The organism is Rhizobium acaciae, assembly GCF_025941625.1.
GTDB classification, from domain to species: Bacteria; Pseudomonadota; Alphaproteobacteria; order Rhizobiales; family Rhizobiaceae; genus Rhizobium; species Rhizobium acaciae.
The window spans coordinates 75,450-100,984 of the sequence record NZ_JAPCZO010000015.1 but is presented as its reverse complement, the minus strand read 5'-3'; the positions used below and the strand labels follow the sequence as shown (position 1 = coordinate 100,984).

Here is a 25,535-nt window from a genome sequence, read left to right as displayed (position 1 = left end):
CCGACCATTGGGAGCACATTGCGTGCTTCCAATGTGTCATAGAGGCACCCGCATTGAAATGGCCTCAAAGCGCCGGCCACAGGATAACAGCACGACTGCCGCCTGCCGGAGCCTGTTCCAGCGTAACGCTACCACCGTGCGATTCGATCACTGTCCGGGCAATTGAAAGCCCGAGACCGGAGCCGCCCGTGTTGCGGCTACGCGAGATTTCAAGCCGCACGAAAGGCTCGAAGACGCGCTCCCGATCGGCCTCCCTGATGCCTGGACCGTCGTCCTCGATCTCGATCCGCACATGGTTTTGGCAGCGCAGGATCCGGATATCCGCCTTGCCGCCGTATCGCACCGCATTTTCAGCGATGTTGCGCAACGCTCGCTTGAGGGAGGCCGATCGCGCCATTATCGAGACCTCCGCCGGCGCGGCAAGTGTCGCCTTGCCGCCGGCTTCGACGAGTTCGCCAACAAGTTCCTTGAGAAGGTCATGGAGGTTCACCGTGACGCGTGGTTCATCGGTCGATGCTCCACGGGCAAGCGCCAGCGCTGCCTGAACGAGTGACTGGATCTCGTCGAGGCAAGCCTCCAGTCGTTCTCGCGATTCCGTATCCTCAAGCAGTTCCACTCGGAGTTGCATCGCCGTAATCGGCGAACGCAGATCGTGGCCGATTGCGGCCAGCATCCGTGCTCGCTCGTTCAGCAACCTCGTCAGGCGTTCAGCCATCTCGTTGAACGCCTCAGTGACTTGTCTCACCTCGGTCGGACCCGATGGGAGGAGTGGTTCGAGCGGTTCGCCGCGACCCAGCCGAATTGAGGCAACGGCAAGTGTCGCCATCGGTCCGGCAATGTGCCCGGAGAGAAACCATACCGCAGCGACCACACCGCAGGCCGTCAAGAGGATTGAGATAAACGCCGGCCAGGCCCATTGCAGCGGTGGTTCGCCAATATCGATCCGTGCGTTCAGAAAGCGCCTGTCGTTCAGGGCCACGGAGACCACCAACATCAAGGGGTCCTCATCCCAGTCTCCCTCATAGGGAGCTGAGCGGGGAAACCCGCCGGCTTCCGGTTTTGCCAGCACAATGGCCAGATCCCGGCCGGGCGGCGGCTCAAGAAGGCGCGTTATCTCGCGCGTCAATTGGGCAAGCGGTTCCGCGTCCGAACGGCGGGCAAGCGCAACCTGATCGACATCAAGGCGCAATTCCCGAGATTCAGCAGCCCGCAGGATCGTCGTCCGTGTCGCTGCCGGGGCCTGCTCCAGTTCACGCGCAACGTTAATCACGCGGCTTGCCCCTTCTTTTGCGGTGAAGGCGCGAATGGCGCTGCGCCGTTCTTCAAGGAAAAGCCAGGTGCTGGCGCATTGGACGACGAGCAAAACGCCGAACAGGGCGAGGATCAATTGACCACGCATGTTTCGCGGTGGTGAGAAATGCGGCCTCACGGTTGCTCCGCCACATTGACAGTCAGGCTGTACCCGTCACCACGCACGGTGACGATGATTTCAGGCTGGGATGGTCGGTCCTCGATCTTTCGTCGAAGACGGCTGATCTGGTTATCGATCGCGCGGTCGAATGGTCCCGCACGCCGGCCATTGGTCAGATCAAGCAAACGGTCGCGAGACAGGACGACACGGGGTCGTTCGAGAAAGACAATCAGCAGCCGAAATTCCGCCGTGGTCAGCAGAATTTCCCGATCCTCGGGATCGACGAGCATGCGCCGGTCGACAGCAAGTCGCCACTTACTGAACCTCAACCATTTCCCACCCAGATTGCCGCCCATGCGCTCTGTCCGCTCGCTGCGTCTGAGGATCGCCCTTATGCGGGCAAGCACCTCGCGCGGGCTGAAGGGCTTGGCGAGGTAGTCGTCGGCTCCCATTTCCAGGCCGACGACGCGATCGGTCTCCTCGCCCAGCGCAGATAGCATCAGCAGCGGTACGTTTCCACGGCTGCGCAATCGGCGACACACGGAAAGACCGTCCTCGCCGGGCATCATGATATCAAGTATGATCAGGTCGTATTCACCGCCCGCCAGGGCGCGGTCCATCGTCGTTGCATTTTCGACGGCATCGGCGCGCATCCCGTTGTGCTCGAGATAGCGTTTCAGCGCGTCCCGAATTTCGCGGTGGTCGTCGACGATCAAAATGTGAGGCGTGCGGTTCATGGCCGATAGTCTAGGCGATAGATGCAACGCATACATGCGCTTTTTTGTGCCGCTGCGTCGCAGGTCGGGCTGTTGCGACAGACGGTTACAAATCGGCCGATCTGCTGGCACATTGCTGCGACAGACATGACTTAGTTTGGTTTCAGAACAAGACCGCGGACACCTTGACGTTGCCACGAACTGCGGCGCCTGAACCCGTTCCCGCTGAAACAGGAGTGATGCGCAATGACGAACCATGCCAAGCATACAATGATCCTTGCAGTCGCGGGTCTTGTTCTCTCATTGCCGGTCCATAGCGCCTCTGCGCAACAGCAAGGTGGCTTTGATCCACAGGCGATGGCCCGCGATCTGCCGTCGCAGCCATTCGTCGGCATCACCACCGACGGAAAGCCGCAGACCGGCCTGTTCGGGATTAAACCGACAGGCGTTTCCACCGCGCCCATGATTGAGGCGGCCGAGGCTTTCCTTGCGTCCTTGACTGCGGAGCAGCGCGCCAAGACGCTTTTCCCCATCGATCACACCGAGTGGCGCAACTGGGCCAATGTCCACCGCTTCAAGCGACAGGGCGTATCTCTGCAGGAAATGACCAAGACCCAGCGCCAATCGGCCTATGATCTGCTGAAGGTATCCCTCAGCGCGCGGGGCTACGAGACGTCCCGCGATATCATGAAACTCAATCATCATCTGGCCGAACTGGTCTCGAACTTCGACGAATATGGCGAAAACCTCTATTGGTTCACTCTGATGGGCGAACCGTCGGACAAGGAACCCTGGGGCTGGCAGATCGATGGCCATCACCTGATCGTCAATTATTTCGTGCTTGGAGACCAGGTCGTCATGACGCCGACCTTTATGGGCTCGGAGCCGGTAAAGGCACTGAGCGGGGATTTTGCAGGGATATCGATCCTTGAGCCGGAGCAGCAGGCAGCCCTGACGCTCATGCAGGCACTGCCATTGGAACAGCAACAGCAGGCATTGCTGGGGGACAAGCAGGGACGATCGGAAAACACCGCGGAAATGTTCAAGGACAATCTTGTCCTGGCGGCCGAAGGCCTGCCCGCCGAGAGCATGGGCGAAACACATCGCGCGATGCTGCTCGACATTATCCGCCTGTTCGTCGGCAATATTGGTGATGGCCATGCGAAGGTTAAGATGGACGAGGTGATCGCCCATCTCGATGACACGCATTTTTCATGGAAGGGCGGCATCGAGGCGGACGCCGTCTTCTACTACCGGATCCAGAGCCCCGTCATCCTGGTTGAATTCGATCATCAGGGCCCGATCGCTCTGGACGGGCCGCGTGCCGTTCCGACCCGCCGCCACATCCACACGGTGGTGCGGACGCCGAACGGAAACGACTACGGCAAGGATCTGTTGCGGCAGCATTATGCGGATCACGCACATGATCCAGCGCATGGACACCGGACACCCGCAGCACAGTAGCCGTCGGACAATCACCCGGCGTCAAGCGCGTGCAGGCTCCTGCGACGGCGCTAGCAATCTCGACGTTCGTGCCGGGCAATCCCCCCGCAAAATAATGGGCTTCAATAGTAGAATTTCTCGGGCTCTGTGATCGAGGAGATGTTGATGAAGACGAGCAGATTTAGCGAACCCCAGATATTGGCACAGCTTGCGTTAGGCAGAAGGCGGTATTCATGTGCCCGAACTATGCCGGGAGCGATGAATGAGCACCGCCTCATTTTACGAATGGCGGGCAAAGTATGGGGCATGGACGCATCGACGATCAGTCAGATGAAGGCTCTGGAAGACGAGAACCATCGGCTGAAGAAGATGTATGCCGAGATGAGCATGCAAGTGGGAACTCCTTAAAGAGGCTCTGGGAAAAAAGTGACGCGGCCATCTCAGCGCCGGGAGCCCTTACGGCAATTGCGAGCGTTTTCCTATCGGCCAAGGGATGACTGGGAAAGCAGTGACGTTGCGTGGTGTGAGTATTGCGCTCGCCTGTCGCACCTTCGAGGTCAGCGAAACCTGCTATCGTTACAGCGCCAAGCTGAACGACGAGAACGAGCAGATCGCCGATCTCCTCATCGGGCAGACACGGGCAAAGAAGATCTGGGCTTCGGCTGTGCTTCCTTTACTTGCGCAATATCCGGGGACATCGCTGGAACCACAAACGGGTCTACCGCATAGACCGCGAGTTGGAACTGAACCTGCGAACCAAGCCCCGCAGGCGCTTGAAGCGGGACAATCCGGATACGCTGGCAGTTCCGGGTCAACCGAACATGGTCTCGTCGATGGACTTCATGGCAGACCGCCTGGAGGACGGCAGGAAGTTCCCGCTGCGTAACGTCCTAAACGATTTCAACCGCAAGGGCTCGGCATCGAGGTGGATTTTTCGCTACCTGCTGAACACGTGATCCGCAGCTTGCGGGGCAAGCCATACGCCATTCGGGTAGACAACCGCCCGGAATATGCCAGCGCCAAGCTCATAGAATGGGCGGAGCCAAAAGGAATCATCTTGAACCACATCCAGCCCGGAAGACCGCAACAAGATGCCTATGTCGAACGCTACAACCGCACCGTCCGGCATGAATGGCTCGACAAAAAACATAATTGAAAGCATCGAGAAGGTACAGGAAGTCGCCACGTAATGGCTATGGACCTACAACAACGAACGACCCAATATGGGCATCAGTGGCATCACACCCGAACAGGAATTGAAGATGACTGCGTGAATTCTACTGTAGAGCCCCGTAAAAAAGGCGGGGGATTACCGTCGTAAAGCGCTAGAGACGCAGCAGTTTTTTTGGATTTCGTACCAGAATGTCGTGAACCCGCTCTTCTGTAACCCAGTCTGAAAGCCAGGCTAGACAATCGGCATACGTGTGAGCGCTCTCGAATTGCGTCCAAGGCCAGTCGCTTCCCCAAACGATATGGTCCGTGCCGATCGTCTCGATGAGGATTTTGGCGCACCGGGCAGCTGCCGCATGTCCAAAGCGATACGGGCCGGAGAATTTGAACCAGACGTCCCGCTTGAGCGCACTTTCAAGCAGTATCTCAAATCCCATGCTGTCGTGACCTGGAGGCGTGCGGCCGAAATGATCAATCACTACGTCGCACGTTAGTTGGGGCAGATGGCGCGCCATCGTACCCCATTGCTCGAGTTCGGCCTGTATTTCCAGAAAGAGACCAGCCTCGGCTAGGGTTCGCGTGAAACCGCGGTAGAGCGCGGAGCCAAGATCCGGAGTCGGTCTGCCAATGGCATTGAGGCGGACGCCGACAATTCCACGCCGCGCGAGAGATTTCGCCATCGCCACGTCGATCGAAGGATCAACGACGGCGACGCCGCGAAAATGCTCCGGATACAGCCCGATCGCATCCGCGAGATATGTGTTGTCGGTACCGAGGAAGCTAGGCTGAACAAGCAATGCTTTGCCGACGCCGTGCGCTACAAGCATATCCATCAAGCTTTTCGCGCTCGCGTCATAGTCCGGCTGGTAGCGACGGGCGGGCGAAAACTCTAGCGCCGAAGTAAACGTGTGAACGTGGCAATCTATCCGGCTATCCGCCAATTTTTCCGCATTCTGAAGAAGAGTAGCCATCATATCCCTTGCCAAGTCCGTTAGAGTTATATAAGACTATATGTATCGAAACTGCGAGGGAGACGCAAGTGCGGAGTACACCTTCAGAAACCGCGAAGCCGCCCGGTTCATCCGATGGCACGCCTGCCGTTCGTATTGCTGGGATCACCAAATATTTCGGTGCCCACTGCGCATTAAACGACGTGAGCCTTGACGTTGCGGCAGGCGAGGTCGTCGTCATTATCGGCCCCTCCGGTTCGGGGAAATCGACACTATGCCGTACCATCAATAGGTTGGAGGCAATCAACTCGGGCCAAATCCTCATCGAGGGCCGTCCGCTGCCTGAAGAGGGCAAACCCCTTGCGGCACTCCGTGCTGAGGTCGGCATGGTCTTTCAGTCGTTCAATCTCTTCGCGCACAAGACGATTCTGGAGAATGTTGCGCTAGGACCGGTCCGCGTGCGTGGTTTGCCGCGCGCTGAAGCTGAGAGGCAGGCTCTGGAACTGCTGGCTGCTGTCGGCGTGAAGGATCAGGCCGCTAAGATGCCGGCGCAACTCTCTGGCGGACAACAGCAACGGGCCGCAATCGCCCGCGCCCTGGCGATGAACCCGAAGATCATGCTTTTCGACGAGCCGACCTCGGCGCTTGATCCGGAAATGGTGAGTGGCGTCTTGGATGTGATGCGCGATCTCGCAGATCGCGGCATGACCATGGTTGTCGTGACGCACGAGATGGGTTTTGCCCGATCCGCGGCGGACCGTGTCGTCTTTATGGACGGCGGCCGCATCATTGAGGAAGGGGTGCCGGAGGCATTCTTCGCCGCGCCCCAAAGCGCGCGTGCGCGCGATTTTCTTTCAAAAGTACTGCAGCACTGAGCTGCTTAAATCTCAACTGGGAGGATGACATGAGAACGACAACGAAATTTGCCCTGGCGGCTTTGTTTGCTGCCGTATCAACAATGGCGCATGCCGCCGAGACGGTTTATCCCGTGAAGCCCGGCTCAAGTGTCGAGAAACTGATGCAGTCGGAGCGTGTCCGTATTGGCGTGAAATTCGATCAGCCACTTTTCGGCCTGCGCAATCTTTCAGGTGTCCCGGTCGGGTTCGACATTGAGATAGCGAAGCTGCTCGCAAACAAGCTCGGCTTTTCCGAGGACCGCATCGATTGGATCGAAACCTCGTCAGCAAACCGCGAGCCTTTCCTTCAGCAAGGCAAAGTCGACTTCGTCGTTGCAACATATGCGATGACTGAAAAACGCCGCAAGGTGATCGACTTTGCCGGGCCATATATCGTTGGCGGCCAGGGCCTTCTGGTTTCCAAGGAAAATTCTCATGCCATCAAGGGGCCGGATGATCTCGCCGGCCGCAAAGCCTGCGTCATCAACGGCAGTGAAGGCCAGGCGGTACTCGCCGCAAAATACAGCAAGGCCGAAGTTATTCCCTTTGATGTGATCTCGAAATGCATCGAAGCCCTGAAAAACGGGTCTGTCGATGCGGTTGTGACGACCAATCTGATCGAGGCCGGCCTCGTCAGCCGCAGCCCCGATGCCCTAACGCTGGTAGGCGAACCCTTCACGATCGAGCCGTGGGGTATTGGCATGCCGAAATCGGATGGCGAACTTTGCCGCTTTTTTTCAGCGGCTCTGACGGAGAGTGCTGAGGATGGGGCCTACAAGGCGATCCATGAGAAGACGCTCGCCAAGTTCCTCGGTGGCGATGGTTCTTTACCCGCACTGCAAGACTGCCGCTAAGAGCGCGGACGAAAACTTAAAATGGAGGAAATCCATGTCCGCCTTTATTGACAATATAGACGTCTTTCTCGCGGGCTTTCTGATGACGCTGTCGCTCGCGGCAGCGTCTCTTACGGTGGCCCTGCCAGCAGGCATTGCGCTCGCCGCCTTGCGCGTCGCGCCGTCCAAAGGCCCGAACCTTGCCGCGATGGCCTATGTGGAAGTGCTGCGCAACACTCCGATCACCGTGGTCTTCTTCTTTTCCGCTTTTGTGCTACCGCAGTTGGGGATTCAGATTCCGTATTTCGGTTTCGCTGTCCTGGCCCTTTCAGCCTACTATACGGCATTTTTCTGCGAGGCGGTCCGGTCCGGCATAAATGCGGTTCCTGGCGGCCAAGCTGAAGCCGCGCGGGCCATCGGCCTAACTTCCCGCCAGAGCCTTTTCGAGATTATTTTGCCGCAAGCTTTCCGTGCGGCCATACCGCCGATCATCAATGTCGTGATCGCTCTCGTAAAGAGCACGGCGGTTGCCTCGGCCTTCGGCGTGGCCGAATCCCTTTCGACGATGGAGCAACTTGCGAACAAAGAAAGTTCGGCCGTCGTGTCTGTGTTGATTGCCACCGCGCTGATCTATCTGGCTCTAACAATCCCCCTTGGTCTCCTTGCCGGGCAAATCGAACGCAGTACGAGGTCTCCAAGATGAATGCGTCCCTTTTTGACACGCCTGGTCCGCGCGCTGCAAGACGCGACCGCATCATCACGCTGGGGTCGACTGGGCTGCTTCTTCTGCTTCTGATCTTTGCGCTCACTGTTCTTTCCCGGAACGGTAAGCTCGAGCCCGAGCTGTGGATGAGCCTTGGAAATTCCGAACTCCTTGCGCTGCTTGCTTCCGGGTTGGCCGCAACCTTCAAAGTCGCGGCAGTGGCTCTCGTGCTGTCGGTGCTCGGCGGTGCAGTTATGGCTTGGGGCCTTCTATCGAAGACTGTTTGGTGCCGTGCGATTCTTTCCGGTTGGATCGAGGTATTCAGAGGGCTGCCTCTCTTGCTCCTTATTTTCTTCATCTTCCTCGGCGGTCCGGTGATCGGGATAGAGGTATCGACGTTCTGGTCCTTGGTACTTGGAATCGTACTCTACAACAGTGCGGTTCTGGCCGAGATTTTTCGCGCGGGTATCCAGTCGCTACCGAAGGGGCAAACCGAAGCTGCTCTTGCTATCGGCCTCGGTGATGGCGAAACCTTTCGCGTTATTCTACTCCCGCAGGCCGTGCGCCGCATGATGCCGGCTCTCATCAGCCAGATGGTCGTCCTGATCAAGGAAACATCGCTTGGTTTCGTTATCGGCTACACAGAATTCCTTCGGGATGCCCGCACGGCAGTCGAATATCTCGGCGGTGAATATTCACTTCCAATCTATACGCTTGTCGCGGTTGTCTATATTTCCATCAACTGCACGCTGTCGTTTATCGCGCGTCGTATCGAGGCAACACGCTAGACCGTATGTGACCGGTTGAAACGGGGTAAAGGTGGACATGATAACTGCGGCATCCAGCGAATACCCGCTCGAAGGAGATTCTCACTTGCCACTCTACCGGCGACTGCGGGAAACCATTGCCGGGAAGATTACGAAGGGAGAATACAAGCCGGGGGAAGCCCTGCCGGCCGAGGTAGAGATCGCACGGCTCTACAACGTGGCTCCTGGAACGGCACGCAAAGCCATCGAAGAACTGGTGAATGAAGGGCTTCTCGAACGGCGCCATGGCGCAGGTACATTCGTTCGGCGTCCCAATTTCAACAACAGCATGCTTCGCTTCTTCCTGTTTCGGGGTACCAAAGGAAAGACGCTCACCCCCGAAAGCCGCATTGTCTCGCGGTCCGTGGAAAGTGCTTCCGAGGCTGTCGCTGGCCATCTGAATCTCCCGCCGGGTGAAAAAGTGATCCATTTGAACCGCCTGAGACTTTGGGAGGGCGCACCCCGTTTGCTTGAAGACATCTATTTGCCTTTCACCCTCTTCCACCCAATTATCGATCTAGATGAATCCGTCATCGGCCCTCTTCTCTATCCCGCCTATGAAATTCATTGCGGCCAGCTCGTCTCCTTCGTCAAAGAAGAGATTTCCGTGACCGACGCCACCGCTGACGATGCTGCGATTCTGGGTTTGGGAGCACATGAAATGGTCGTGAACATTGATCGACTTGCGATGAACCCGTCCCGCATACCTATCGAATGGCGACGCTCGCACGGAGAGGCACGCAGGTTCCACTATCAAGTCGATTTCAGCTAGTGCAAGAGATGCTCCACGGATGCCAGGATCAAAACAATTAGGCGCGCACCAAGGCCGATGCAGCTTCCAACCTGCAAATTAGCATAACGGTCTTCGTCCGGACCGTGGCCCTGGCAGAAGCCAACCAACCCAAGCCCTTCTTTCGGGCCGCGCGTAATCTTGAGTTGCATCATGGTCGCCTTACCCCTGTCCTACATCCATTTGCAGCCGACCCTCACAAGATAAGCTTTCCGCCCGCGAAGCGATCTGCATATATGCTGCGCAGCATGTCGGCTGAAGCTTTCAACAGGAGGGGCAAATGATAGAGCATGCAGTGCGGGGGCAGTGCAATGCCGCTGACGCTGACGCCTGTTTCTCATAGCACCCTGTGTCATGGCTCCCGATGGCTCATTACCGACGAAGACGAACTCACCAGCCGGGTAGCGCGGCTGGCGCTCGGTCAGGCGCGTCACGTTGACGCTATTCTATCCGGCATCGACAAGATACCTCCCGCGACCCGCGCCAACGCGGCAAGAGGCGCGATCAAACTGCTCACCGTGCCTACCGGCAAGCCGCCCTATCACCGTGACGGTTGGGTCTTCCAGGCGATTTCATGGATCGCCGCGCATCGTGGCGAGACTGGCGCAGTCATCCGCGCGCCACATATGCTCCATGCCCATAAGGGCTTCGACGGCTTCCAACTGAAGCTCGACGATGCTGGCCAGAACATTATTGCCGTAGGGGTCTTCGAAGACAAGGCGACCAACAATCCGCGCAGCAAGATCCACCGGCGATGTGAGCTCGAAGGCGGCGGGCGGATGCACCTCTTCCAGCCAGCCACCTATTCGCGAGGGATCGCCCTCCACCCGCATCTCACCTGTCCTCAGGAACCTGTAGCGTGCGGCGCGATAATCGGGGTCTGCGCTATGCAACGTGTTCAACTCCCGCGCAGCCGCGGCCGTTACAGCGATCATCACGTCCGCCGCTCGTCCGGCCAAGCGCCGACCCTGAAGGACGCCTGCCGTCCAGGATGTCGAAGCGGATACGCTGAACAAGGCCCTCCGACAGTTCGACCCCGTCGGTGCAGCGCTCGACCAGCGACAGATTGAGTTCTGGGAAAGCCCGTGCTGGGCGGCGGCTTCGCTCATCAGCGTCCCCACCATTTCAAACCAAGCCGCCGTTCCTTGGTGCAGTTTCGCGTCCGTTGTCATCAAGTTGCTCCTTTCACGAGGTGATTGCCGTCACTCTCGCGGCGAGGCACCAGCTTCAAGCTTCGGCCTTCGCCACACCGAGCACGATCTTGCCCTGGATGTACCCTTGGGCCGTTCGCTCGTGTACCTTCTCGGCAAGCGGATAGATGCTGTCGATGACGACGCGGATTTTACCGTCGTCGAGCAAGCGCCCGAATTCCCTACTTGCGCTGCGCTGCGATAAAGAAGAATCCCGGCTCATCCGTCGAGATAGGTGATCTTCGATTGACAGGCGGCCGTGGCGGTGAAGATCGGATCGTAGGTAAACATCCCCATCTCGCCATAAGGCTTCGAGATGTCGAAAACGTCTGGGCCAAGGGTGCCGTGTTTCACCGGCAAGTCGACAGAGGTGCCGCCACCTGCAAGTCTCATGGTCATAAACAGTCTCCAATCGGTCGGCAGGAACTATCGGGGCATCGCAGCGCGGCGTGCGCTATCCGCCTGGAGGCCCGAAGGTTGAGTTGACCTCGTTGACCTGCCGCTCGTTGAGAGGCCGGGTCGGTTGGTCCCTCAAAAGGAGAAACAGCTTGGCAGTTTCCTCCAGTTCTTCGATAGTGTTGGCAGCGGCATCAAGGCTTGTGCCCGAGACGACGGGACCGTGATTGGCCAGCAGGACGGCGGGATGACGGCAGGCATGGGTTCGAATGGCCTCGCCCAGTTTCGGATCGCCGGGACGGAAATAGGGAACCAGCGGTAGACGGCCAATCTTCATGACGTAATAGACCGTCAGGGGCGGGATGCAATTGTCACAGTCCAACCCGTCCATGCAGGAGATCGCGGCGGAATGGGTCGAATGAAGACGTACGATCGCGCGCGCCTTCGGGCGTTCCTCGTACATTGCGCAATGCAGGAAGACCTCTTTCGACGGCGGATCGCCGCTCTAGTTGTCCGCTGGCGTCGAGCCTCGACAGGCGGGTGGGATCAAGCTTGCCGAGCGATGAATTGGTCGGTGTGACGAGCCAGCCATCGTCGAGGCGCACGCTGATGTTGCCGCTGCTGCCCGTCGCCAGCCCGCGGCCGAACAGGGAGCGGCCGATATCGCAGATCTCGTCGCGCTGGCGGCTTTCGTCGTGATTCCGGTTGATGGAGGATGTCACGCAATCAGCTCCCAAGCCTTGAGAAAGAAATCTGGCGTGCCGAAATTACCAGATTTCAGCGCCAGGGCCAGCGGCGGGTGGTCGTTTGACGGCAAAGTGACGGTCCAGGGGACGCCGGGATCGATTTCCGGGCCGATCAGCAGTCCCCTGATCCGCAGTGCGTTAACGACCGCACCCGACGTCTCGCCGCCCGCGACGATCAACTGGCGCACGCCGAGATCGACCAGACCGCTGGCGATGGCGGAGAGCGCGTCCTCGACCATGCGGCCTGCCTGCTCGACACCCAAATCTTGCTGAGTTGCCGTTACGGCGTCCGACGCTGCCGTCGCGTAGATCATGACCGGCTCTTGGGCCAGGCGTGCCGCCGCCCATTCGAGGGCTTGGCCCACGACGCCCCTGCCGGCGGCGAGATCGGCTGGCACGACCTGAAACGCTGGATGTCTCTCCCGCATCATGGCGACCTGACCTTGAGTTGTGATCGAGCAGCTTCCTGCTATCACCGCCTGCAGTCCGCCGACCTCGGGAAGGTCGCCCGCTCTCGCGCCGTCCTTGGCATCGTTCTGCGACCCGTCGTTTCCACGCCGCGCGTTCCGAGCGATACCGATCGCAAGTCCCGATGCTGCGGTCACGAGCGGGAGGTCGGCACAGGCCATTCCCAACTGCACTAGATCCTCGTCGAACAAAGCATCGACGACGGCATACGCGCATTTCTCCCGACGCAATTTCTTGAACCGAGCCGCGACGGCCGAGGCACCCCTGGCCACCACTTCATAATCGACCAGCCCAACCTTCCGACCCGTCTGCTGTTGCAGAACCCGGACGAGATTGGAGTCGGTCATCGGCGTCAGCGGATGGTTGCGCATACCACTTTCGCTCAAGGGAACATCGCCGACGAACAGATTGCCCTTGTAGATCGTGCGACCGTTGGCCGGAAAGGCGGGGCACACCACAGTGAAATCCGTCTTGAGGGCACTCAAGAGAGCATCGGCTACGGGGCCGATGTTCCCTTCCGGGGTGGAGTCGAATGTCGAGCAATATTTGAAATAAATCTGCGAGAAGCCCTGTTCCTTAAAATAGGCCAGGACATCCAGCGACTGCCCGACGGCTTCCGACACCGGCGACGTTCGCGATTTGAGCGCCACCACTATCGCCTCGACATCGTCAGGAGGAGCTGTATCCGGAACGCCGATCATCTGGGCAGTGCGTAATCCCCCTTTTGCCAGCATTCCGGCCAAGTCCGTGGCGCCGGTGAAATCGTCTGCAATGCAGCCGAGTGTTTTTTTCATCGGTCGATTTCTCTCCGCTCTGACCCAAAGCGTCCTTCCAAAGCAGGCAACCTGTCGCCAAGGTTCACTTTGCTCGCTCCTTGTAGAATTTGGTCATATTTTCGGGAGGGGTAGTGATGGAGATATAGACGAGAATTCCAGATCCCGTGTTCTTGATGCCATGGACCACGCGTGGCGGCGTCCGCACCAGTTCGCCAGCCTTGACCGGGGCCGTCTGATCATCCGCCAACAGCATTGTTCCCTCACCTTGTTCGATCAACCAGGTCTGCTCCGAAATAGCGTGACTGTGCCTTTCTGAAATGGCACCCGGCTGCATCGTCACTTTCGTGATGGTCACTTGAGCCTCCGGAGAGTTTTCCGGCCACAGGAGCTGCGCGGAATCTTTGCCGGGGTTCTTGAGAACGACGGACTTGTCGATGGAAAGAATTTGAACGGGCAAATTGGTCTCCTTGGCGCCGCCTTCGATTGATATGGACTGATCAGCAAAGACGGGCGGCGCTATCGCCATGAGCGCGGATATAGCAATTGCGACCGCAATACCTGCTGAATGTCGGTTACGAAAAGATCTCTTAATCATGTTTCCCTCCCCCATTGGTTTGACCTCCTGTACTCTTTGGGCCGCCGCCCTCCATGCGCGCAGCGGCCCGCTATCGCTGTCAATGGACAGCGATAGCGGGTTGGATCACATCGCGCCGGCCACGATTGAGCGAGATAAGAATGACGATCAGGACTGCACCAGTGAAAAGCGACCAGGCAAGAATATAGAAGCTGCTGGCCGGGCTGGATCCGCTGGCGAAGTAGCCGACCGCCATGGGTCCGATGATGCCCCCGAAGCTGGCAAAGACGTTCATCAGGCCAATCGCGGTACCGGCATTGTTGCGCGGGAAAAAAGTTAGCGCCCAGTTCCACCATGTTCCTGCGCCCGAATAAAGGCCGGCACCGGCAATGCTGAACATCAGGAGCGACCATTCGAGCGTGGCCGGACCATAATGTTGCGCCAGCAATGCGATGCCGGCGATGGTGTTCGGGATCGCCACGAACCATCCGCGCGAATAGCTGCTGCGGTCCGAGAAGCGAGCATTAAGATACATTGAGAGCGCGCCGAAGACGAACGGGATCGCGGTCAGGCTGCCGGCAAGGGTAAAATTCCCCGTACCCTGCAGATGCTGCTTGATCAAGCTCGGCATCCATAGGCCGAAGCTGAAGATGACCATAATCCAGCAGAAGGAGGCGATACCCAGCAGCCAGATATAGGGACTGCGAAGCACATCGCTGAATTTGGCGTTGTCGCTCGTGCCCTTGTTGCGGTTTTGCAGGATATACTCACGTTCCGCCGGGCTGACGCGCGTGTCGGTGGCCGGATCGTCCGAAAGCAACCACATAAAGACGACGCCCATGACGATGCCGGGAATTCCCTGCAGCACGAACATGGACGGCCATCCCACATGATCAATCATCCATCCGGCAAGCGGCGCCATCATGACCGACGACAGCGGCAGGGCATATTGCGCGACGCTAACTGCCCGGCCGCGCTCATTGCCGGGGAACCATCGGATGAACAGGACAGCGAAGGACGGCCATATTACTCCTTCTGCAATTCCGAGGATCACACGGACGAAGAGGAGCGCGCGTAGGTCGTGGATCATGCCCGTCAAGCATGAGGCGATACCGGCGATGATAAGCGCGACGCCGACTACCCGCACCGGCCCTAGCTTCTGGGCGATCCAGCCGCCCGGAACTTGAGTGAGAACGTAGCCCCAGAAGAAAGCCGAAAGCAGGGTGCCGACAATTTTGATGTCAAGCGCAAGATCCTCTGCGATCAAGGGCGCTGCCACGCCGATGTTGGAGCGTTCGGCAAAGGCTATGAGATAGCTAATGAAGACGACGAGACCAACGCGTGTCCAGCGTTGGATCCCGATGGTTTGATTTGGGGTAGTCATGGACGTTCTCCTCCCTGAGTGTCCGGTGTCGATAAGGGTGAAATAGGTTCTGTCGAACAGGTCCGTTCAGTTCAGTTCGAACCGGACGGGCGCACTCGTTTGTCTTTCCGAGAAGACCGGGCTCCAGTTGTCTCCTGACAAACACTAGGCAACATTGCGGTCCCAGTGAATCGGTGCTAGGCCGGGAACAGGATTGTCGAAGGCGCGAATGCACGTACCGAGAAGGCATCCGAGATAGGCGGTCTTCAGGAATGGCCCGCCGAAGGCGAGGCTGGAAATATTCTGGAGGCGGGATCTGCCTGCGGTGCTCATGTCTTGCTGAGAGAGGGTTTTGTCCCGCAGCTTCCGAGCCACCAGTTCCGCATGGTCCTCGTCCGTATCCTCCAGAACGACCTGCTTCTCGCCGTCGGGCCGCAGAACGATAAGACGATTGCTGGCAATGCAGGTGATCCAGGCACCCCCGTGGGCATCGAAGGTCAGTCCGTCGGGAATATCCGCACCGTCATAGGCGGCGACAAGTTCCTTGGCGCCAACCGTGCCATCGGGGCGCAGTGGGAATCTGCTGGTCTTCTGGTTGTAGGTTTCATTAACGTAAAGCCACTCGCCATCCGGTGAGAAAGCGATCTCGTTGGTGTAACCAACGCCGTCCGCAACGATCCGCACCCCTTTTTCATCCGCAACAGCGATGTAGCCGTCGGCGACCTCGTGGTTCCAGGCAGCTGTGCGCGGCCGAAGGCGGGTGCTGATCGTGAACCACAGCCTACCGTCCTTGTCGTTGACGACGAAATTGCTGGGTGGCAACGGCTCGCCGTCGAGTTCGGTGACGACCGTTCCGAGCTTGCCATCCGGGCTGATCGAGAAGATGCCGCCAATTGAGACTCCGAGATCGGCGAAAAGAACCTGTCCGGATTTCGCCAGCGCGATACCGTTGGGCAGGTATTTCCGACCCGTGTTCGTGCAAACGATCACGTGACGCACACCGCCATCAGGCTCAACAATGGAATAGCCGCCACCGCCATTGGCTGCCACGATGCGGCCGTTCGAAAGTGCGAGAACGCATTCAGGCCGGACCAGCCCATCGGCAACGATGCGCAAGTCTTCGAAACGGACCTGATAATCCTTTGATAGCGGATAACGCAACGGGTTATTCATTTTGACCTCCCTGTCTTAATCCTTAAAGTCTTTGCCGGATGCGTGCTCCCCTCGCCGGCTAGTCGTTCAGCCCTTCGGCATCCAACTGAGATCGTCCAACATTCTGTTGGACGGGAAATACTCGCAGCCGATATGGCCGCCGTACTGAGCAGCCTCGATTTCTTCGAACAGAAGCGGAAAATTGATCTCGCCTGTTCCCGGCTCGTGCCGGCCAGGATTGTCCGCGATCTGGATATGCACAGCATGGGGAAGCGATTCCCGCATCCGTTCGATAAGGTTGCCCTCGCCACGCTGCAGATGGAAAAGGTCGAGCATGATCTTCAGGTTGCGCTTATCGACCCGGCGAACGGCGTCCAGCGCCTGCGCCTGGTTGTTGAGCAGATAGTTGGGCCGATCGACAACGTTCAAGGCTTCGATCATTACGGTTACGCCATATTGCGCCGCAAGCTCGCAGGCATTCGTGATATTGCGTAGATAAATTTCCCAAGCCTCCCGACGGGCGTCCGGGCCCGTGACATTGCCGGCCATGACATGGACGTTCGGGCAGCCGATCTCGCGGGCGTATTGAAACGCCTCGAGAATGCTGGAGTGAAACGCGTCGGTCAGCCGTTCGTCGGTGGCAAGGCCCCAGTCGCCCACATCGATATTGCCCGCTGCGGAATTGATTCCCACGCATCGAAGACCTTTGTCGCTCAGCAAGCGACTCAGATCGGCAGCGGGAACCTCGTAGGGGAACCACATTTCCACAGCATCAAAGCCGGCGGCGGCGGCGGCCCCGAACCGCTCGTTGAAGGGAATGTCCTGAAACAGGGTGGAGAGATTTGCGGAAAAGCGCATCAGGATCGTCCTTATGCTCTTGTTTTTAGGTTTTCAGGCGGAATAAGGCCCGGGCTCTTGAGCTGCCAGTCGTCAACGATCTCTGCGTTGTGTTCGCCGTGAGCCGGTGCCGGGTGGCGCACTAGGCAAGGCGTATTGGAGAGCTTGACCGGGAAACCCAGCATGCGCACGATACCGTGTCCGGGATGCTCGACCGGCAAGACCATCTCGCGATGGAGCGTCTGCGGATCCGAGAACACCTCCGGAAGTCCCTGCACGACACCGCAAGGGACGCCGGCACCGTTCAGCCGTGAGATCCAGTTGGCTTGACTATCCCTTGCTGTGCGCTCGTTGATGATGGCATTGAGCGCTTCCCTGTTCGCCATGCGAGCCGCGTTGCTGGCAAAGCGCGGATCCTCCTTCAGCGTCGGCAGATCTATTTCCTTCAAGAAGCGCTCAAGGACTGCCTCGGTGCTTGGCGCCACAGCGATAGCGCCGTCGCTTGCGGTGAACATGCCGTATGGCGCCGTGATCGGATGGTCGTTGCCGCTGCGCACGACCGGTTTTCCGGCAGCCAGGTAGTCGGATGCGTACCAGGCGAACAGGCTCATGATGGAATCCACCATCGCAGCCTCCACGCGCTGGCCGCGCCCTGTGATATCGCGCGCCCTGAGCGCGCTGACGATCCCGAAAGCCGCATAGATGCCGGCGATCAGATCGCTGACGGGCACGCCGGACCGCATGGCGCCGTCGTCGGCGCCGCCGTTCAGGCTCATGAAGCCGCTCATCGCCTGTGCGATGAAGTCGAAGGCGGGACGCTGCGCATAAGGGCCGGTCGATCCATAGCCGTTGATCGACGCTACGATCAGACACGGATTGATGGCCTCGAGACGAGCGGCTGAAAACCCCATATCGTCAAGGACGCCCGGTCTGAAATTCTCGACCAGAACGTCGGCTTTAGAAAGAAGCTCTTCGAGCGCTTCCTTGCCGACAGCGCTGCGAAGATCTATCACCAAGGAGCGTTTGTTTCGGTTGAAGGACGCGAAATAGGTCGAGAGCCCGTTGACGATTGTGCCTTGCTTGCGAATCGGATCGCCTTCGCCCGGTGGCTCGACCTTCACCACATCAGCGCCCATATCGCCGAGAAGCATCGTGCAGAATGGTCCGGACAGGATACGTGTCAGATCGACGACTTTGACATTGGAAAGAGGAAGGACCACCTTGCTCACCCCGCAGCCGTAGCGACAGCGCCGGCCGAATGCAGACGAAGCCGCGGCCCGGCGCGCATCACCTGACCGACCAGCGAGTGACCCAGCGCCGCTTCGGCTCCATAAGCGATGTTGATCGCCTTTTCGAGGTCGATGCCGGTCTCGTAGCCGCTTTCGTCGAGCAGATAGAGAAGATCCTCGGTGCAGATGTTGCCCGTTGCGCCAGCCGCAAATGGACACCCACCCAGTCCACCCATGGACGAATCATAGCGGGTGATGCCTTCCTCCAGCCCAACCAGAACATTGGCCAACCCGATTCCGCGTGTGTTGTGCAGATGAAGCGCAAGCTCCATCTCCGGCAGTTCGGCCCGCACAGCCCGCACCAGCATTCGGATGTTGATTGGTGTCGCCATGCCCGTCGTGTCGGATAGCGTTAGTTCCGTAACGCCAGCCTCAGCATAGGCACGCGCGATCTTCAGCACCTGTACGACAGGAATGTTACCTTGGAACGGGCAGCCGAAGGCGGTCGCTACGGCGCCGATCAGCATCTTCGGCATGCGTGATCCGCTCGACTGGAGAAGACATGCAGCAACCTCGGACAGGCCGGCAAGTGTCTCATCGACGCTACGATTAAGGTTCTTCCGGTTGTGCGTATCCGATGCGGAACACAGTAGGACGGCAGCATCGACCGGTGTTGCGACGGCACGCTCGGCGGCACGCAGGTTTGGCACCAGAGCCGAAAGTCGCGTGTCGGGTCCGCGCACGATGCCGGCCAGAACCTCCTCGGCATCCGCAAGCTGCGGCACCGCTTTCGGCGAGACGAACGAAGTAACCTCAATGCTGCGGATGCCAGCTTCCACCATCCGGTTGATCAGTTCGATTTTTTTGGCCGTGGGAACCAGCGTCTTTTCAATCTGGAAACCGTCGCGGGTGCCAACCTCCGTCACCGCGACGAAGGGTCTGCCTTCAATAGCTGGTGCTTGCGAATTGCTTTGCATACGTTCATAACCTCCCGATGTTGCCCGATTGACGCGGGTCTGAATGCATTGTCTTGAGAAGTGAGATAACGGTTTGATGACAGTGAGAAAACTGAACATTGGAGCCCTCCCCCCTCACCAAAAGAGATGGTTGTCATGCGCCACCTGGATCTTCGATCTGCCCAAATCTTCCTGACGGTTGTCGAAGAGGGCAGCATCGCCAAGGCCGCAACACGGGAGAATCTGGTCAGTTCGGCGATCAGCAAACGGCTACAGGAGCTGGAATTATCGGTTGGCGTGACGCTCCTGGAACGAAGTCAGCAAGGCGTCCGGCTCACCCCTGCCGGTGAGGCAATGGTCCATCATGCACGTCTCGTTGTCCAAGCCTTCAATCAGATGCGTGCGGAGATGAGAGACTATGCGAAAGGCATTCGCGGGCATGTCCGCATTCGCGTTAGCGCTTCGTCACTTGCGGCGGGCATTTCTGAGGAAATACTGTCGTTCATCGCACAGCATGCCGATATCAAGCTCGACCTCGAAGAGCAGGAGACGCCTTTGATCGTTCGCGATGTCGTCGAGGGAACCGCCGACATCGGGATTGGGCCAAATATCTTTCCGAGTGATCATCTTCAGGTTGTTCCATATCGTCGATACGATCTGGCCCTGGCAGTTCCGGCCATGCACGCTTTGGCTCGGTACTCAACGGTACGATATGAAGACACGCTATCATGCGACCATGTGGAACAGCCTCAATCCAGTGCGCTCGCACAACTGCTTGATTACGCGGCCAAACAAAGCTCACTGATCAAAAGAACACGCATCCGGGTAAGAGGCTTCGACGGTGTCTGCCATATGATCGGTCTCGGAATGGGTATAGGGGTCGTCCCAATCTTTCTCTCAAGCACATATGCGCAGAAATACAATCTGAAGTTTGTTCCGCTTTCGGACTCCTGGGCGCGGCCGATGATCTCCATTATGTATCGCGACCGCGAAGCACTGCCATTTGCCGCGCGCACTTTTGTCGAGCACTTGGAGGCGTCCCGTTCGACAGGGATGTGACCGGCTGGCCGCAGAATGATTAATCCGTTGGCACCGGCCCGAATCGCTGAGGTCCAACAACTACGCTCGAAACCGTCTCCTGTTCTCGTTTTTGTAAACCGGCGTTGTAAGAGCTGTACCGTTTACGATTTGGTAAAATAACCATTTTTGCTCCAGTATCTAGGGAATTGTCACAGAGATCGTTCGCGTCAAGCGACTGCGCCTCGGCGGAGCTCAGGACGGTTCTGTTGCATATGTGGAACGGCCCGGACGAGCGTCAGCGATCCCTTGCGCCGCGCGGGATGGAACCACTAGGTTGGCCCGTTTTCGTGGTTTGAATCATATCAGGGGGCCTCGGCGAGCTTGTATGACCATGTGTGGATAACGGGACGGCGATTGACGTCTTCGATGCCGGCCATAATGCGTTCCTTGAGCTCATGTTTTGAGGTCACTCGGATGTGACGCAGGACGGAGCGGGCGAACTTGGAGAAAAAGCCCTCGATCAGGTTGAGCCAGGATCCGTGTTTGGGCGTGAAGGTAAATTCGAAGCGGCCTGCCGGTCGTTTATCGAGCCAGGCTCTGGTTTCTTTCGAGATGTGTGCGGAATGATTGTCGAGGATCAACTTGATGGCGGTGCCGGCCGGATATCTATGCTCGCCCGCTGATCCCTCATGTGCGGGGCACTGCAATCAACTTCCACGCTGCCCTGCAGCTGACCGCCACATTGCCTGTCAATCGAGCAGGAGCTCATGCAAACTTCCCGTTCCTGGAATTCGATGTCGGCCCCATCCCACTCCTCGATCTTTGCGGTAGGCCGACACTGAATGCCGAAGGTGCCGTTCCTGTTCCGGAAGGAAGCGGAATCGGAGTCTCACCTCGTCTGGAACACATGGAGCCCTTCGTGACCTTCCACCGCACTGTTTCGTAGCTAAGCAGGGTGGTTCCGATCAATCGGCCTTCAAGTGCCGGAGTTCGTTGGCCGTCCGCTCGACCGTCTTCAAGAGGGCATGGCTTCTAGCCTCGTCCGAGGCGCTCCTGTCACCGAAGAAGACCCGCCCGGCGTTCAGGCACGGATCGGTCTCAATAATCCGCAGCGCGCCCTTGAGTGGATAGGAGTCGACGACTCTCGAGGGGAAGATCCCGATCCCGGTCCCCAACGCCACGAGCTGCAGCGCCGCATTCAGGCTCGAACACAGGCAGGGTCTTCTCCGGCGTGATTTTCTCACCTGCAAACCAGCCGACCGTCGTTCGATACACGGGGGTCGGCGGTCGCGTCGTGACGATCGTTCACTGGGAGAGTCCGATAGGCGGGCGAGAACGAAAACGCGGCGCGAGCGTGTCGCCCTTGCTGACGATGCAGGGGACGCCTGCGGTTTTGCCAACCGCTTTTGGGAAACCGGCCGTTCAAGCGCACGGTAGCGGCGGCCACGGGCGGGGATGCGGTAGATGCCGGTCTCGTTGCCGTCCCCGTCAAGCTCACGATGGATGTTGAGGCTGGTCAGAAGACCGCGATGGGCGGTGTCTCCCGCGAGATCCTCGAGCGACACGCCCGCCTTGATCTTTCGTACGCTCTGCTGGCTCAAAGTGAGCTTATTGAATGGAATATCGCGAGCTGCACCGAGGGTGATTTTGTCGATGGCGTGTGCCATGTCGGTATCTCCATGACGGACCGGCTGGAGCCTCTCTCCAACCCTCTCAATCCGTCGCAGCTTTCCCCCTCCTCTCCCTCAAGCACCGCCTCCCAGCCCACGCTTGCCTTGCGGTACAATCTCCCTCCCCGTTAATCGGCCGCAGGCGACGGTCAGCCGTGGCCCGATCCTGGCAGCAGATATCGATATCCGCAAAGCTGGGCGATCAATGCCCTGCTTGTTCGTCCGATCGGCATTCTCCCTGGCAAACCCGGCGGTCATATCAGGCCTTTCGCGATTGGCCTTTTCGCGTTCTGTAGCCGCCTTCGTGCATTCAAAGCGTTACTACTTTGCAAGCGCCCAGCCGGACTCCTTCCGCCACGACATTGACGGCATACAGTTGGCGCCAGTGAGCGACGACGACCGTATGACAGCACGGAACCGCGTTATGGCGCTGAAGCAAAAGACCGCCGCCGACGCCGATGGCAAGTTCGATTTGTCCCCTCCCCCCACTGCGTCGGTGATAATGAAAAGCCAGCAGATACGAGCGGCGCTTCCTGGCGGAGACAAGTTGCAGCGCTCCTCGTGCTCTGCAAAAGGCTTGGCCCTGAACCCACGCTGCGGCACGAGCGCATATTCTGCTGATCGATGTACGGAGGAAATCAGGACCACCTCACTGCTGCGAGCGATAAAGCGAACCTGCGAAAGGCCAGTCACTTTTAAAGTCGAGCTGGAGCCTCGCGACACTTGAAGACCTGATGGTGGCCACGCTAAAATGTGGATCGTGCTTAATTTGTGTGGATCAAAAATGACCGCGTTTGACCTGCGCTTCGGCGTGAAGATTTACGACAACGACTGGTTCCTGCGGCATGGCCTCAGCGCCGTGCAGGCTGCCGATCTGCTGTCCGAGTGGGGCGTTACTTACGTCATCGCGCAAAGCAAATTCCTGCCGATGCCCGATTCCGCAGTAACGAGCTTGGTGTCTGAGAAGGACAGGAGCGCCTACGAGGCGCTAGATGACAAGCAGTTCCGCCGGCTTCTCGGCGAGCGAGATATTGCCTATTTTGCCGTTCTCAACATCTGCTTTGATCCTGCATTTTCCTCGAAGCACCCGGAGCTATCCGCCATCGACCAGCATGGTATGCCGATCATCCAGCAGGATTGGTATCTTGGCATCCCACCGGACAGGAAGCAGAATCTGGCGCACAAGATCTCGCTGCTCGAAAGAGCGGTTGAAGAGCTGCAACCTGATGCTATCCATCTTGGCTTCATCCGCTGGCCCGGGTTCTGGGAAACCTGGCTGGATGGGGACAGACGTGCTGATAAGCCGGAATACTGCTTTTCGGCTGAGACGATCGCGAGGTTCAACGCCGATACCGGATGTGACATCCCGATCGCCGATCCGAAGAGCGCCGCGACCACCATATTCACGGATCATCGCCGGGCCTGGACGGACTGGAAATGCGACCAGGTCGTCAAGGCGATCGAGGAGATCAGGAGGGCTCTAGCGCCGCTCAAGGCAGGGCTGGAATATTCGATCAACACGCTCCCCTTCTTGCGTAGCGACTTTGGCGGTGCGGTCGAGGAGGTTTTTGGACAGGATGTCGTCAAGCTGGCCTCGGTTGTCGATATCTTCGAGGTGATGGCCTATCACCAAATCCTGGCGAAGTCGCCGGAATGGCCTACGGGCGTCGCGACCGACATCATACGCAGGAGCGGCCAGAAGGCCATCTGTACCCTGCAGGCAAGGGCGCTCTATCTGGAAGGGATGCATGCCGAGCGGGGCAGAGCGAGGGACATTTCCGCCGCTGAGTTCGCGGACGCTCTCGCGGCCACCGAGGCGAGCCCTGTCGAGGGTGTCTGCATATTTACCTTCACGGATCTGCTTGACCTCCGCAGTACACCAAGCGGAGACGCCATGCTTGCCGTCTTGAAAAGCTACCGGCGGGCCTGACGCTCAAGCCGCCGTCGAACGGCTCATCGCTGCAAGCAGGCTAGCGCGGTTTAAACCCGCACTCGGATAATCGCCCGTCAGCGTGCCGGCATTCATGACGACAATCCGGTCACTGAGCTCCAGCAACTCCTCCAGATCGTCCGAGATCACCAGGATCCCGGCGCCTTCGTTGGCGGCCCGCCTGATCTGGTTGTGCAGTTCCGCCTTCGCGCCGATGTCCACACCCGCGGTTGGCTGGTCAAGGATCATCGCAAGAGGTCTCGATCCGACGGCACGGGCGAGCAGAACTTTCTGGGCATTGCCACCGCTCAGATTTCCGACAGCTTTCCTGCGGTCTGGCGGGCGGATCACGAAGCGCTTGATCATTTCCTCCGCCAGCCGAGGACGGCTGCCGGGCCGCACGATTCCTGCAACCGACAGGAGCTTCGCAACTGCGCTGACGACGATATTGGCCTCCACCGAAGCCGCAAGCGCCAAGCCGGACGCCTTTCGGTCTTCGGGTACGAGTGCGAGCCCTGCCTTGGTGGCACGTTCAGGGGTGAGTCGCCGGATAGGCCGGCCCCCGATCGAGATCGTCCCGGAGCTCCTCACGTCGCCGACCAGCGCCCGCGCAAGCCGCGTCCGTCCCGACCCTACAAGGCCCGCAAGCCCCACAATCTCGCCGTTTTTGATCGCGAGATTGAGCGGCCTGCGACCGCCTATCACCAAATCTGTGGCGGAAAGAACTTCCTGCGCACTGGCAGGCGCCGCATGCGCGGAAGCAGGCGGCACGTGCTGGGAGGGAAGGTCATGACCGACGAGAAGGTTCGCCAGGGAATCGACGGTGTAGGTGGAGCCGGGACCGGATTCCACCACGAGGCCGTCGCGCATGACTGTGACCGTATCTGCCAGCCGGCAGACCTCTTCAAGGAAATGGCTGATGTAGACGATTCCCACCTGCCGTTCCTTGGCCATCCGGCGCATGGTGGCAAACAGCAACTCGCGCTCGGCAGGAGCCAGTCGTGCGGTCGGCTCATCCATCACCAGGATGCGCACATCCTGTGAGCATGCGCGAACGATTTCCGTCAACTGCTGCGCGCCCACACCAAGGCGTCGGACCGCGATGTCCATTGGCAGCGTGATGCCGAGCGTTGCTGCTTCCTGTCGGGAGCGATCGCGCATGCGGGCATGAGCGAGCGTGCCGGGAACACGTCCTCGCGGCTCTCGGCCTAGCGCGATGTTGTCAGCCACAGTGAGTTCCGGAACAAGGGAGAAGTCCTGATAGATGATGGCGACGCCCCTCTCCAGGGCGTCGCGTGGAGTGGTCAGCCGAACCTCCTGTCCTGTCAACCGGACCTCGCCTTCGTAATCGGCGAAGTTACCCCCTAGCACTTTCATGAGAGTACTCTTGCCGGCTCCGTTATGGCCGACAAGAGCGTGGATCTCACCAGGCTGCAAAGCGAAATCGACGCCACGGAGTACCTGAACGCCCGAGAAAGCCTTACGGATGTTGCGCATCTCCAGAAGCATC

Annotated in this window: 23 protein-coding genes and 5 pseudogenes; 10 read left to right on the top strand and 18 right to left on the bottom strand. The window is 58.8% G+C overall.

The annotated features are described in order from the left end of the window. Positions 1–64: 64 nt before the first annotated feature. Both OLZ32_RS23535 and OLZ32_RS23530 read right to left on the bottom strand, forming a co-directional pair. Positions 65–1,399: an ATP-binding protein gene (locus OLZ32_RS23535; RefSeq protein ID WP_264423030.1), complete on the bottom strand. Its 1,335-nt coding sequence runs from the start codon at positions 1,397–1,399 to the stop codon at positions 65–67. Positions 1,400–1,425: 26 nt separating this feature from the next. Then, positions 1,426–2,184, bottom strand: a complete 759-nt coding sequence (locus tag OLZ32_RS23530; protein ID WP_454824383.1) for a response regulator — start codon at positions 2,182–2,184, stop codon at positions 1,426–1,428. 189 nt (positions 2,185–2,373) lie between these two features. Between OLZ32_RS23530 and OLZ32_RS23525 the strand changes: the two genes are divergently transcribed. Both OLZ32_RS23525 and OLZ32_RS23520 read left to right on the top strand, forming a co-directional pair. Further along, positions 2,374–3,591 carry a DUF3500 domain-containing protein gene (locus tag OLZ32_RS23525; protein ID WP_264423028.1) on the top strand — a complete coding sequence of 406 codons (1,218 nt, stop codon included), beginning with the start codon at positions 2,374–2,376 and terminating at the stop codon, positions 3,589–3,591. A gap of 144 nt (positions 3,592–3,735) precedes the next feature. Next, positions 3,736–4,844: pseudogene (locus OLZ32_RS23520) on the top strand (IS3 family transposase). 51 nt (positions 4,845–4,895) lie between these two features. On the opposite strand, the gene OLZ32_RS23515 reads toward OLZ32_RS23520, so the two are convergent. Next, positions 4,896–5,711, bottom strand: a complete 816-nt coding sequence (locus tag OLZ32_RS23515; RefSeq protein ID WP_264423026.1) for an amidohydrolase family protein — start codon at positions 5,709–5,711, stop codon at positions 4,896–4,898. Between the two features lie 68 nt (positions 5,712–5,779). Between OLZ32_RS23515 and OLZ32_RS23510 the strand changes: the two genes are divergently transcribed. The 5 genes from OLZ32_RS23510 (at position 5,780) to OLZ32_RS23490 (ending at position 9,700) form a co-directional block, all read left to right on the top strand. Then, entirely contained in the window at positions 5,780–6,565 is a 786-nt protein-coding gene (locus OLZ32_RS23510; RefSeq protein WP_406648832.1) for an amino acid ABC transporter ATP-binding protein, read from the top strand. 29 nt (positions 6,566–6,594) lie between these two features. Beyond that, the gene (locus tag OLZ32_RS23505; protein WP_264423024.1) at positions 6,595–7,440 is read left to right on the top strand and encodes a glutamate ABC transporter substrate-binding protein; all 846 of its coding nucleotides are present in this window, start codon (positions 6,595–6,597) and stop codon (positions 7,438–7,440) included. A gap of 34 nt (positions 7,441–7,474) precedes the next feature. After that, positions 7,475–8,122 carry an amino acid ABC transporter permease gene (locus OLZ32_RS23500; RefSeq protein WP_264423022.1) on the top strand — a complete coding sequence of 216 codons (648 nt, stop codon included), beginning with the start codon at positions 7,475–7,477 and terminating at the stop codon, positions 8,120–8,122. Beyond that, positions 8,119–8,910: an amino acid ABC transporter permease gene (locus OLZ32_RS23495; protein WP_264423020.1), complete on the top strand. Its 792-nt coding sequence runs from the start codon at positions 8,119–8,121 to the stop codon at positions 8,908–8,910. Before OLZ32_RS23500 ends, OLZ32_RS23495 begins: the two co-directional genes overlap by 4 nt. A gap of 85 nt (positions 8,911–8,995) precedes the next feature. Beyond that, a complete protein-coding gene (locus OLZ32_RS23490; RefSeq protein WP_264423018.1) occupies positions 8,996–9,700 on the top strand; it encodes a GntR family transcriptional regulator in 705 nt (234 codons plus the stop codon). Here the strand turns inward: OLZ32_RS23490 and OLZ32_RS23485 are convergent. The 12 genes and pseudogenes from OLZ32_RS23485 to OLZ32_RS23430 form a co-directional block, all read right to left on the bottom strand. After that, positions 9,697–9,870 carry a hypothetical protein gene (locus tag OLZ32_RS23485; RefSeq protein ID WP_264423016.1) on the bottom strand — a complete coding sequence of 58 codons (174 nt, stop codon included), beginning with the start codon at positions 9,868–9,870 and terminating at the stop codon, positions 9,697–9,699. The genes OLZ32_RS23490 and OLZ32_RS23485 overlap by 4 nt on opposite strands. A 420-nt stretch (positions 9,871–10,290) precedes the next feature. Continuing rightward, on the bottom strand, positions 10,291–10,653 hold the full coding sequence (locus tag OLZ32_RS23480) for a hypothetical protein (RefSeq protein WP_264423014.1): 363 nt from the start codon (positions 10,651–10,653) through the stop codon (positions 10,291–10,293). A 292-nt stretch (positions 10,654–10,945) separates the two neighbouring features. Next, positions 10,946–11,131, bottom strand: a complete 186-nt coding sequence (locus tag OLZ32_RS23475; RefSeq protein ID WP_406648836.1) for a zinc-binding dehydrogenase — start codon at positions 11,129–11,131, stop codon at positions 10,946–10,948. Beyond that, complete coding sequence (locus OLZ32_RS23470; RefSeq protein ID WP_406648838.1) at positions 11,128–11,307, bottom strand: hypothetical protein; 180 nt, start codon at positions 11,305–11,307, stop codon at positions 11,128–11,130. Before OLZ32_RS23470 ends, OLZ32_RS23475 begins: the two co-directional genes overlap by 4 nt. Positions 11,308–11,362: 55 nt before the next feature. Further along, positions 11,363–12,014, bottom strand: a pseudogene (otnC, locus tag OLZ32_RS23465) (3-oxo-tetronate 4-phosphate decarboxylase). Positions 12,015–12,022: 8 nt separating this feature from the next. Beyond that, positions 12,023–13,312, bottom strand: coding sequence for a 3-oxo-tetronate kinase (gene otnK / locus OLZ32_RS23460; protein WP_264423012.1), 1,290 nt, complete (start codon positions 13,310–13,312; stop codon positions 12,023–12,025). A 64-nt stretch (positions 13,313–13,376) separates the two neighbouring features. Continuing rightward, positions 13,377–13,889 carry a cupin domain-containing protein gene (locus OLZ32_RS23455; protein WP_264423010.1) on the bottom strand — a complete coding sequence of 171 codons (513 nt, stop codon included), beginning with the start codon at positions 13,887–13,889 and terminating at the stop codon, positions 13,377–13,379. 79 nt (positions 13,890–13,968) lie between these two features. Next, positions 13,969–15,252: an MFS transporter gene (locus OLZ32_RS23450; RefSeq protein ID WP_264423008.1), complete on the bottom strand. Its 1,284-nt coding sequence runs from the start codon at positions 15,250–15,252 to the stop codon at positions 13,969–13,971. A gap of 144 nt (positions 15,253–15,396) precedes the next feature. Then, entirely contained in the window at positions 15,397–16,404 is a 1,008-nt protein-coding gene (locus tag OLZ32_RS23445; RefSeq protein ID WP_264423006.1) for an SMP-30/gluconolactonase/LRE family protein, read from the bottom strand. 66 nt (positions 16,405–16,470) lie between these two features. Then, positions 16,471–17,241, bottom strand: coding sequence for a hydroxypyruvate isomerase family protein (locus OLZ32_RS23440; protein ID WP_264423004.1), 771 nt, complete (start codon positions 17,239–17,241; stop codon positions 16,471–16,473). Between the two features lie 11 nt (positions 17,242–17,252). Beyond that, complete coding sequence (locus tag OLZ32_RS23435) at positions 17,253–18,440, bottom strand: CaiB/BaiF CoA transferase family protein (protein ID WP_264423002.1); 1,188 nt, start codon at positions 18,438–18,440, stop codon at positions 17,253–17,255. Positions 18,441–18,445: 5 nt separating this feature from the next. Continuing rightward, on the bottom strand, positions 18,446–19,525 hold the full coding sequence (locus OLZ32_RS23430; protein WP_264423000.1) for a hydroxymethylglutaryl-CoA lyase: 1,080 nt from the start codon (positions 19,523–19,525) through the stop codon (positions 18,446–18,448). A 36-nt stretch (positions 19,526–19,561) separates the two neighbouring features. Here OLZ32_RS23430 and OLZ32_RS23425 point away from each other — a divergent pair, with 36 nt between their 5' ends. Then, positions 19,562–20,464 (top strand): LysR family transcriptional regulator, encoded by a 903-nt coding sequence (locus tag OLZ32_RS23425; protein WP_264422998.1) that lies wholly within the window; start codon positions 19,562–19,564, stop codon positions 20,462–20,464. 323 nt (positions 20,465–20,787) lie between these two features. Here OLZ32_RS23425 and OLZ32_RS23420 read toward each other — a convergent pair. Next, positions 20,788–21,099, bottom strand: a pseudogene (locus OLZ32_RS23420) (transposase); the annotation flags it as partial. 676 nt (positions 21,100–21,775) lie between these two features. After that, positions 21,776–22,092 (bottom strand): annotated as a pseudogene (locus tag OLZ32_RS23415) (DNA-binding protein); the annotation flags it as partial. A gap of 118 nt (positions 22,093–22,210) precedes the next feature. Between OLZ32_RS23415 and OLZ32_RS23410 the strand changes: the two are divergent. Then, positions 22,211–22,633 (top strand): annotated as a pseudogene (locus tag OLZ32_RS23410) (ProQ/FINO family protein); the annotation flags it as partial. Positions 22,634–22,846: 213 nt separating this feature from the next. Then, complete coding sequence (locus OLZ32_RS23405; RefSeq protein WP_264422994.1) at positions 22,847–24,025, top strand: glycoside hydrolase family 10 protein; 1,179 nt, start codon at positions 22,847–22,849, stop codon at positions 24,023–24,025. A gap of 3 nt (positions 24,026–24,028) precedes the next feature. Here the strand turns inward: OLZ32_RS23405 and OLZ32_RS23400 are convergent, their stop codons facing one another. Beyond that, positions 24,029–25,534 (bottom strand): sugar ABC transporter ATP-binding protein, encoded by a 1,506-nt coding sequence (locus OLZ32_RS23400; protein WP_264422992.1) that lies wholly within the window; start codon positions 25,532–25,534, stop codon positions 24,029–24,031. Between the last annotated feature and the right edge of the window lies 1 nt (position 25,535).

Coding starts and splice junctions, on each gene's coding strand:
- OLZ32_RS23500 (WP_264423022.1), top strand. CDS start 7,475: ATGTCCGCCTTTATTGACAATATAGACGTCTTTCTCGCGGGCTTTCTG.
- OLZ32_RS23530 (WP_454824383.1), bottom strand. CDS start 2,184: ATGTATGCGTTGCATCTATCGCCTAGACTATCGGCCATGAACCGCACG.
- OLZ32_RS23525 (WP_264423028.1), top strand. CDS start 2,374: ATGACGAACCATGCCAAGCATACAATGATCCTTGCAGTCGCGGGTCTT.
- OLZ32_RS23445 (WP_264423006.1), bottom strand. CDS start 16,404: ATGAATAACCCGTTGCGTTATCCGCTATCAAAGGATTATCAGGTCCGT.
- OLZ32_RS23405 (WP_264422994.1), top strand. CDS start 22,847: ATGTGGATCGTGCTTAATTTGTGTGGATCAAAAATGACCGCGTTTGAC.
- OLZ32_RS23505 (WP_264423024.1), top strand. CDS start 6,595: ATGAGAACGACAACGAAATTTGCCCTGGCGGCTTTGTTTGCTGCCGTA.
- OLZ32_RS23515 (WP_264423026.1), bottom strand. CDS start 5,711: ATGGCTACTCTTCTTCAGAATGCGGAAAAATTGGCGGATAGCCGGATA.
- OLZ32_RS23430 (WP_264423000.1), bottom strand. CDS start 19,525: ATGTTCAGTTTTCTCACTGTCATCAAACCGTTATCTCACTTCTCAAGA.
- OLZ32_RS23450 (WP_264423008.1), bottom strand. CDS start 15,252: ATGACTACCCCAAATCAAACCATCGGGATCCAACGCTGGACACGCGTT.
- OLZ32_RS23400 (WP_264422992.1), bottom strand. CDS start 25,534: ATGCTTCTGGAGATGCGCAACATCCGTAAGGCTTTCTCGGGCGTTCAG.
- OLZ32_RS23440 (WP_264423004.1), bottom strand. CDS start 17,241: ATGCGCTTTTCCGCAAATCTCTCCACCCTGTTTCAGGACATTCCCTTC.
- otnK (WP_264423012.1), bottom strand. CDS start 13,312: ATGAAAAAAACACTCGGCTGCATTGCAGACGATTTCACCGGCGCCACG.
- OLZ32_RS23475 (WP_406648836.1), bottom strand. CDS start 11,131: ATGAGCCGGGATTCTTCTTTATCGCAGCGCAGCGCAAGTAGGGAATTC.
- OLZ32_RS23470 (WP_406648838.1), bottom strand. CDS start 11,307: ATGACCATGAGACTTGCAGGTGGCGGCACCTCTGTCGACTTGCCGGTG.
- OLZ32_RS23480 (WP_264423014.1), bottom strand. CDS start 10,653: ATGATCGCTGTAACGGCCGCGGCTGCGCGGGAGTTGAACACGTTGCAT.
- OLZ32_RS23535 (WP_264423030.1), bottom strand. CDS start 1,399: ATGCGTGGTCAATTGATCCTCGCCCTGTTCGGCGTTTTGCTCGTCGTC.
- OLZ32_RS23425 (WP_264422998.1), top strand. CDS start 19,562: ATGCGCCACCTGGATCTTCGATCTGCCCAAATCTTCCTGACGGTTGTC.
- OLZ32_RS23495 (WP_264423020.1), top strand. CDS start 8,119: ATGAATGCGTCCCTTTTTGACACGCCTGGTCCGCGCGCTGCAAGACGC.
- OLZ32_RS23485 (WP_264423016.1), bottom strand. CDS start 9,870: ATGCAACTCAAGATTACGCGCGGCCCGAAAGAAGGGCTTGGGTTGGTT.
- OLZ32_RS23455 (WP_264423010.1), bottom strand. CDS start 13,889: ATGATTAAGAGATCTTTTCGTAACCGACATTCAGCAGGTATTGCGGTC.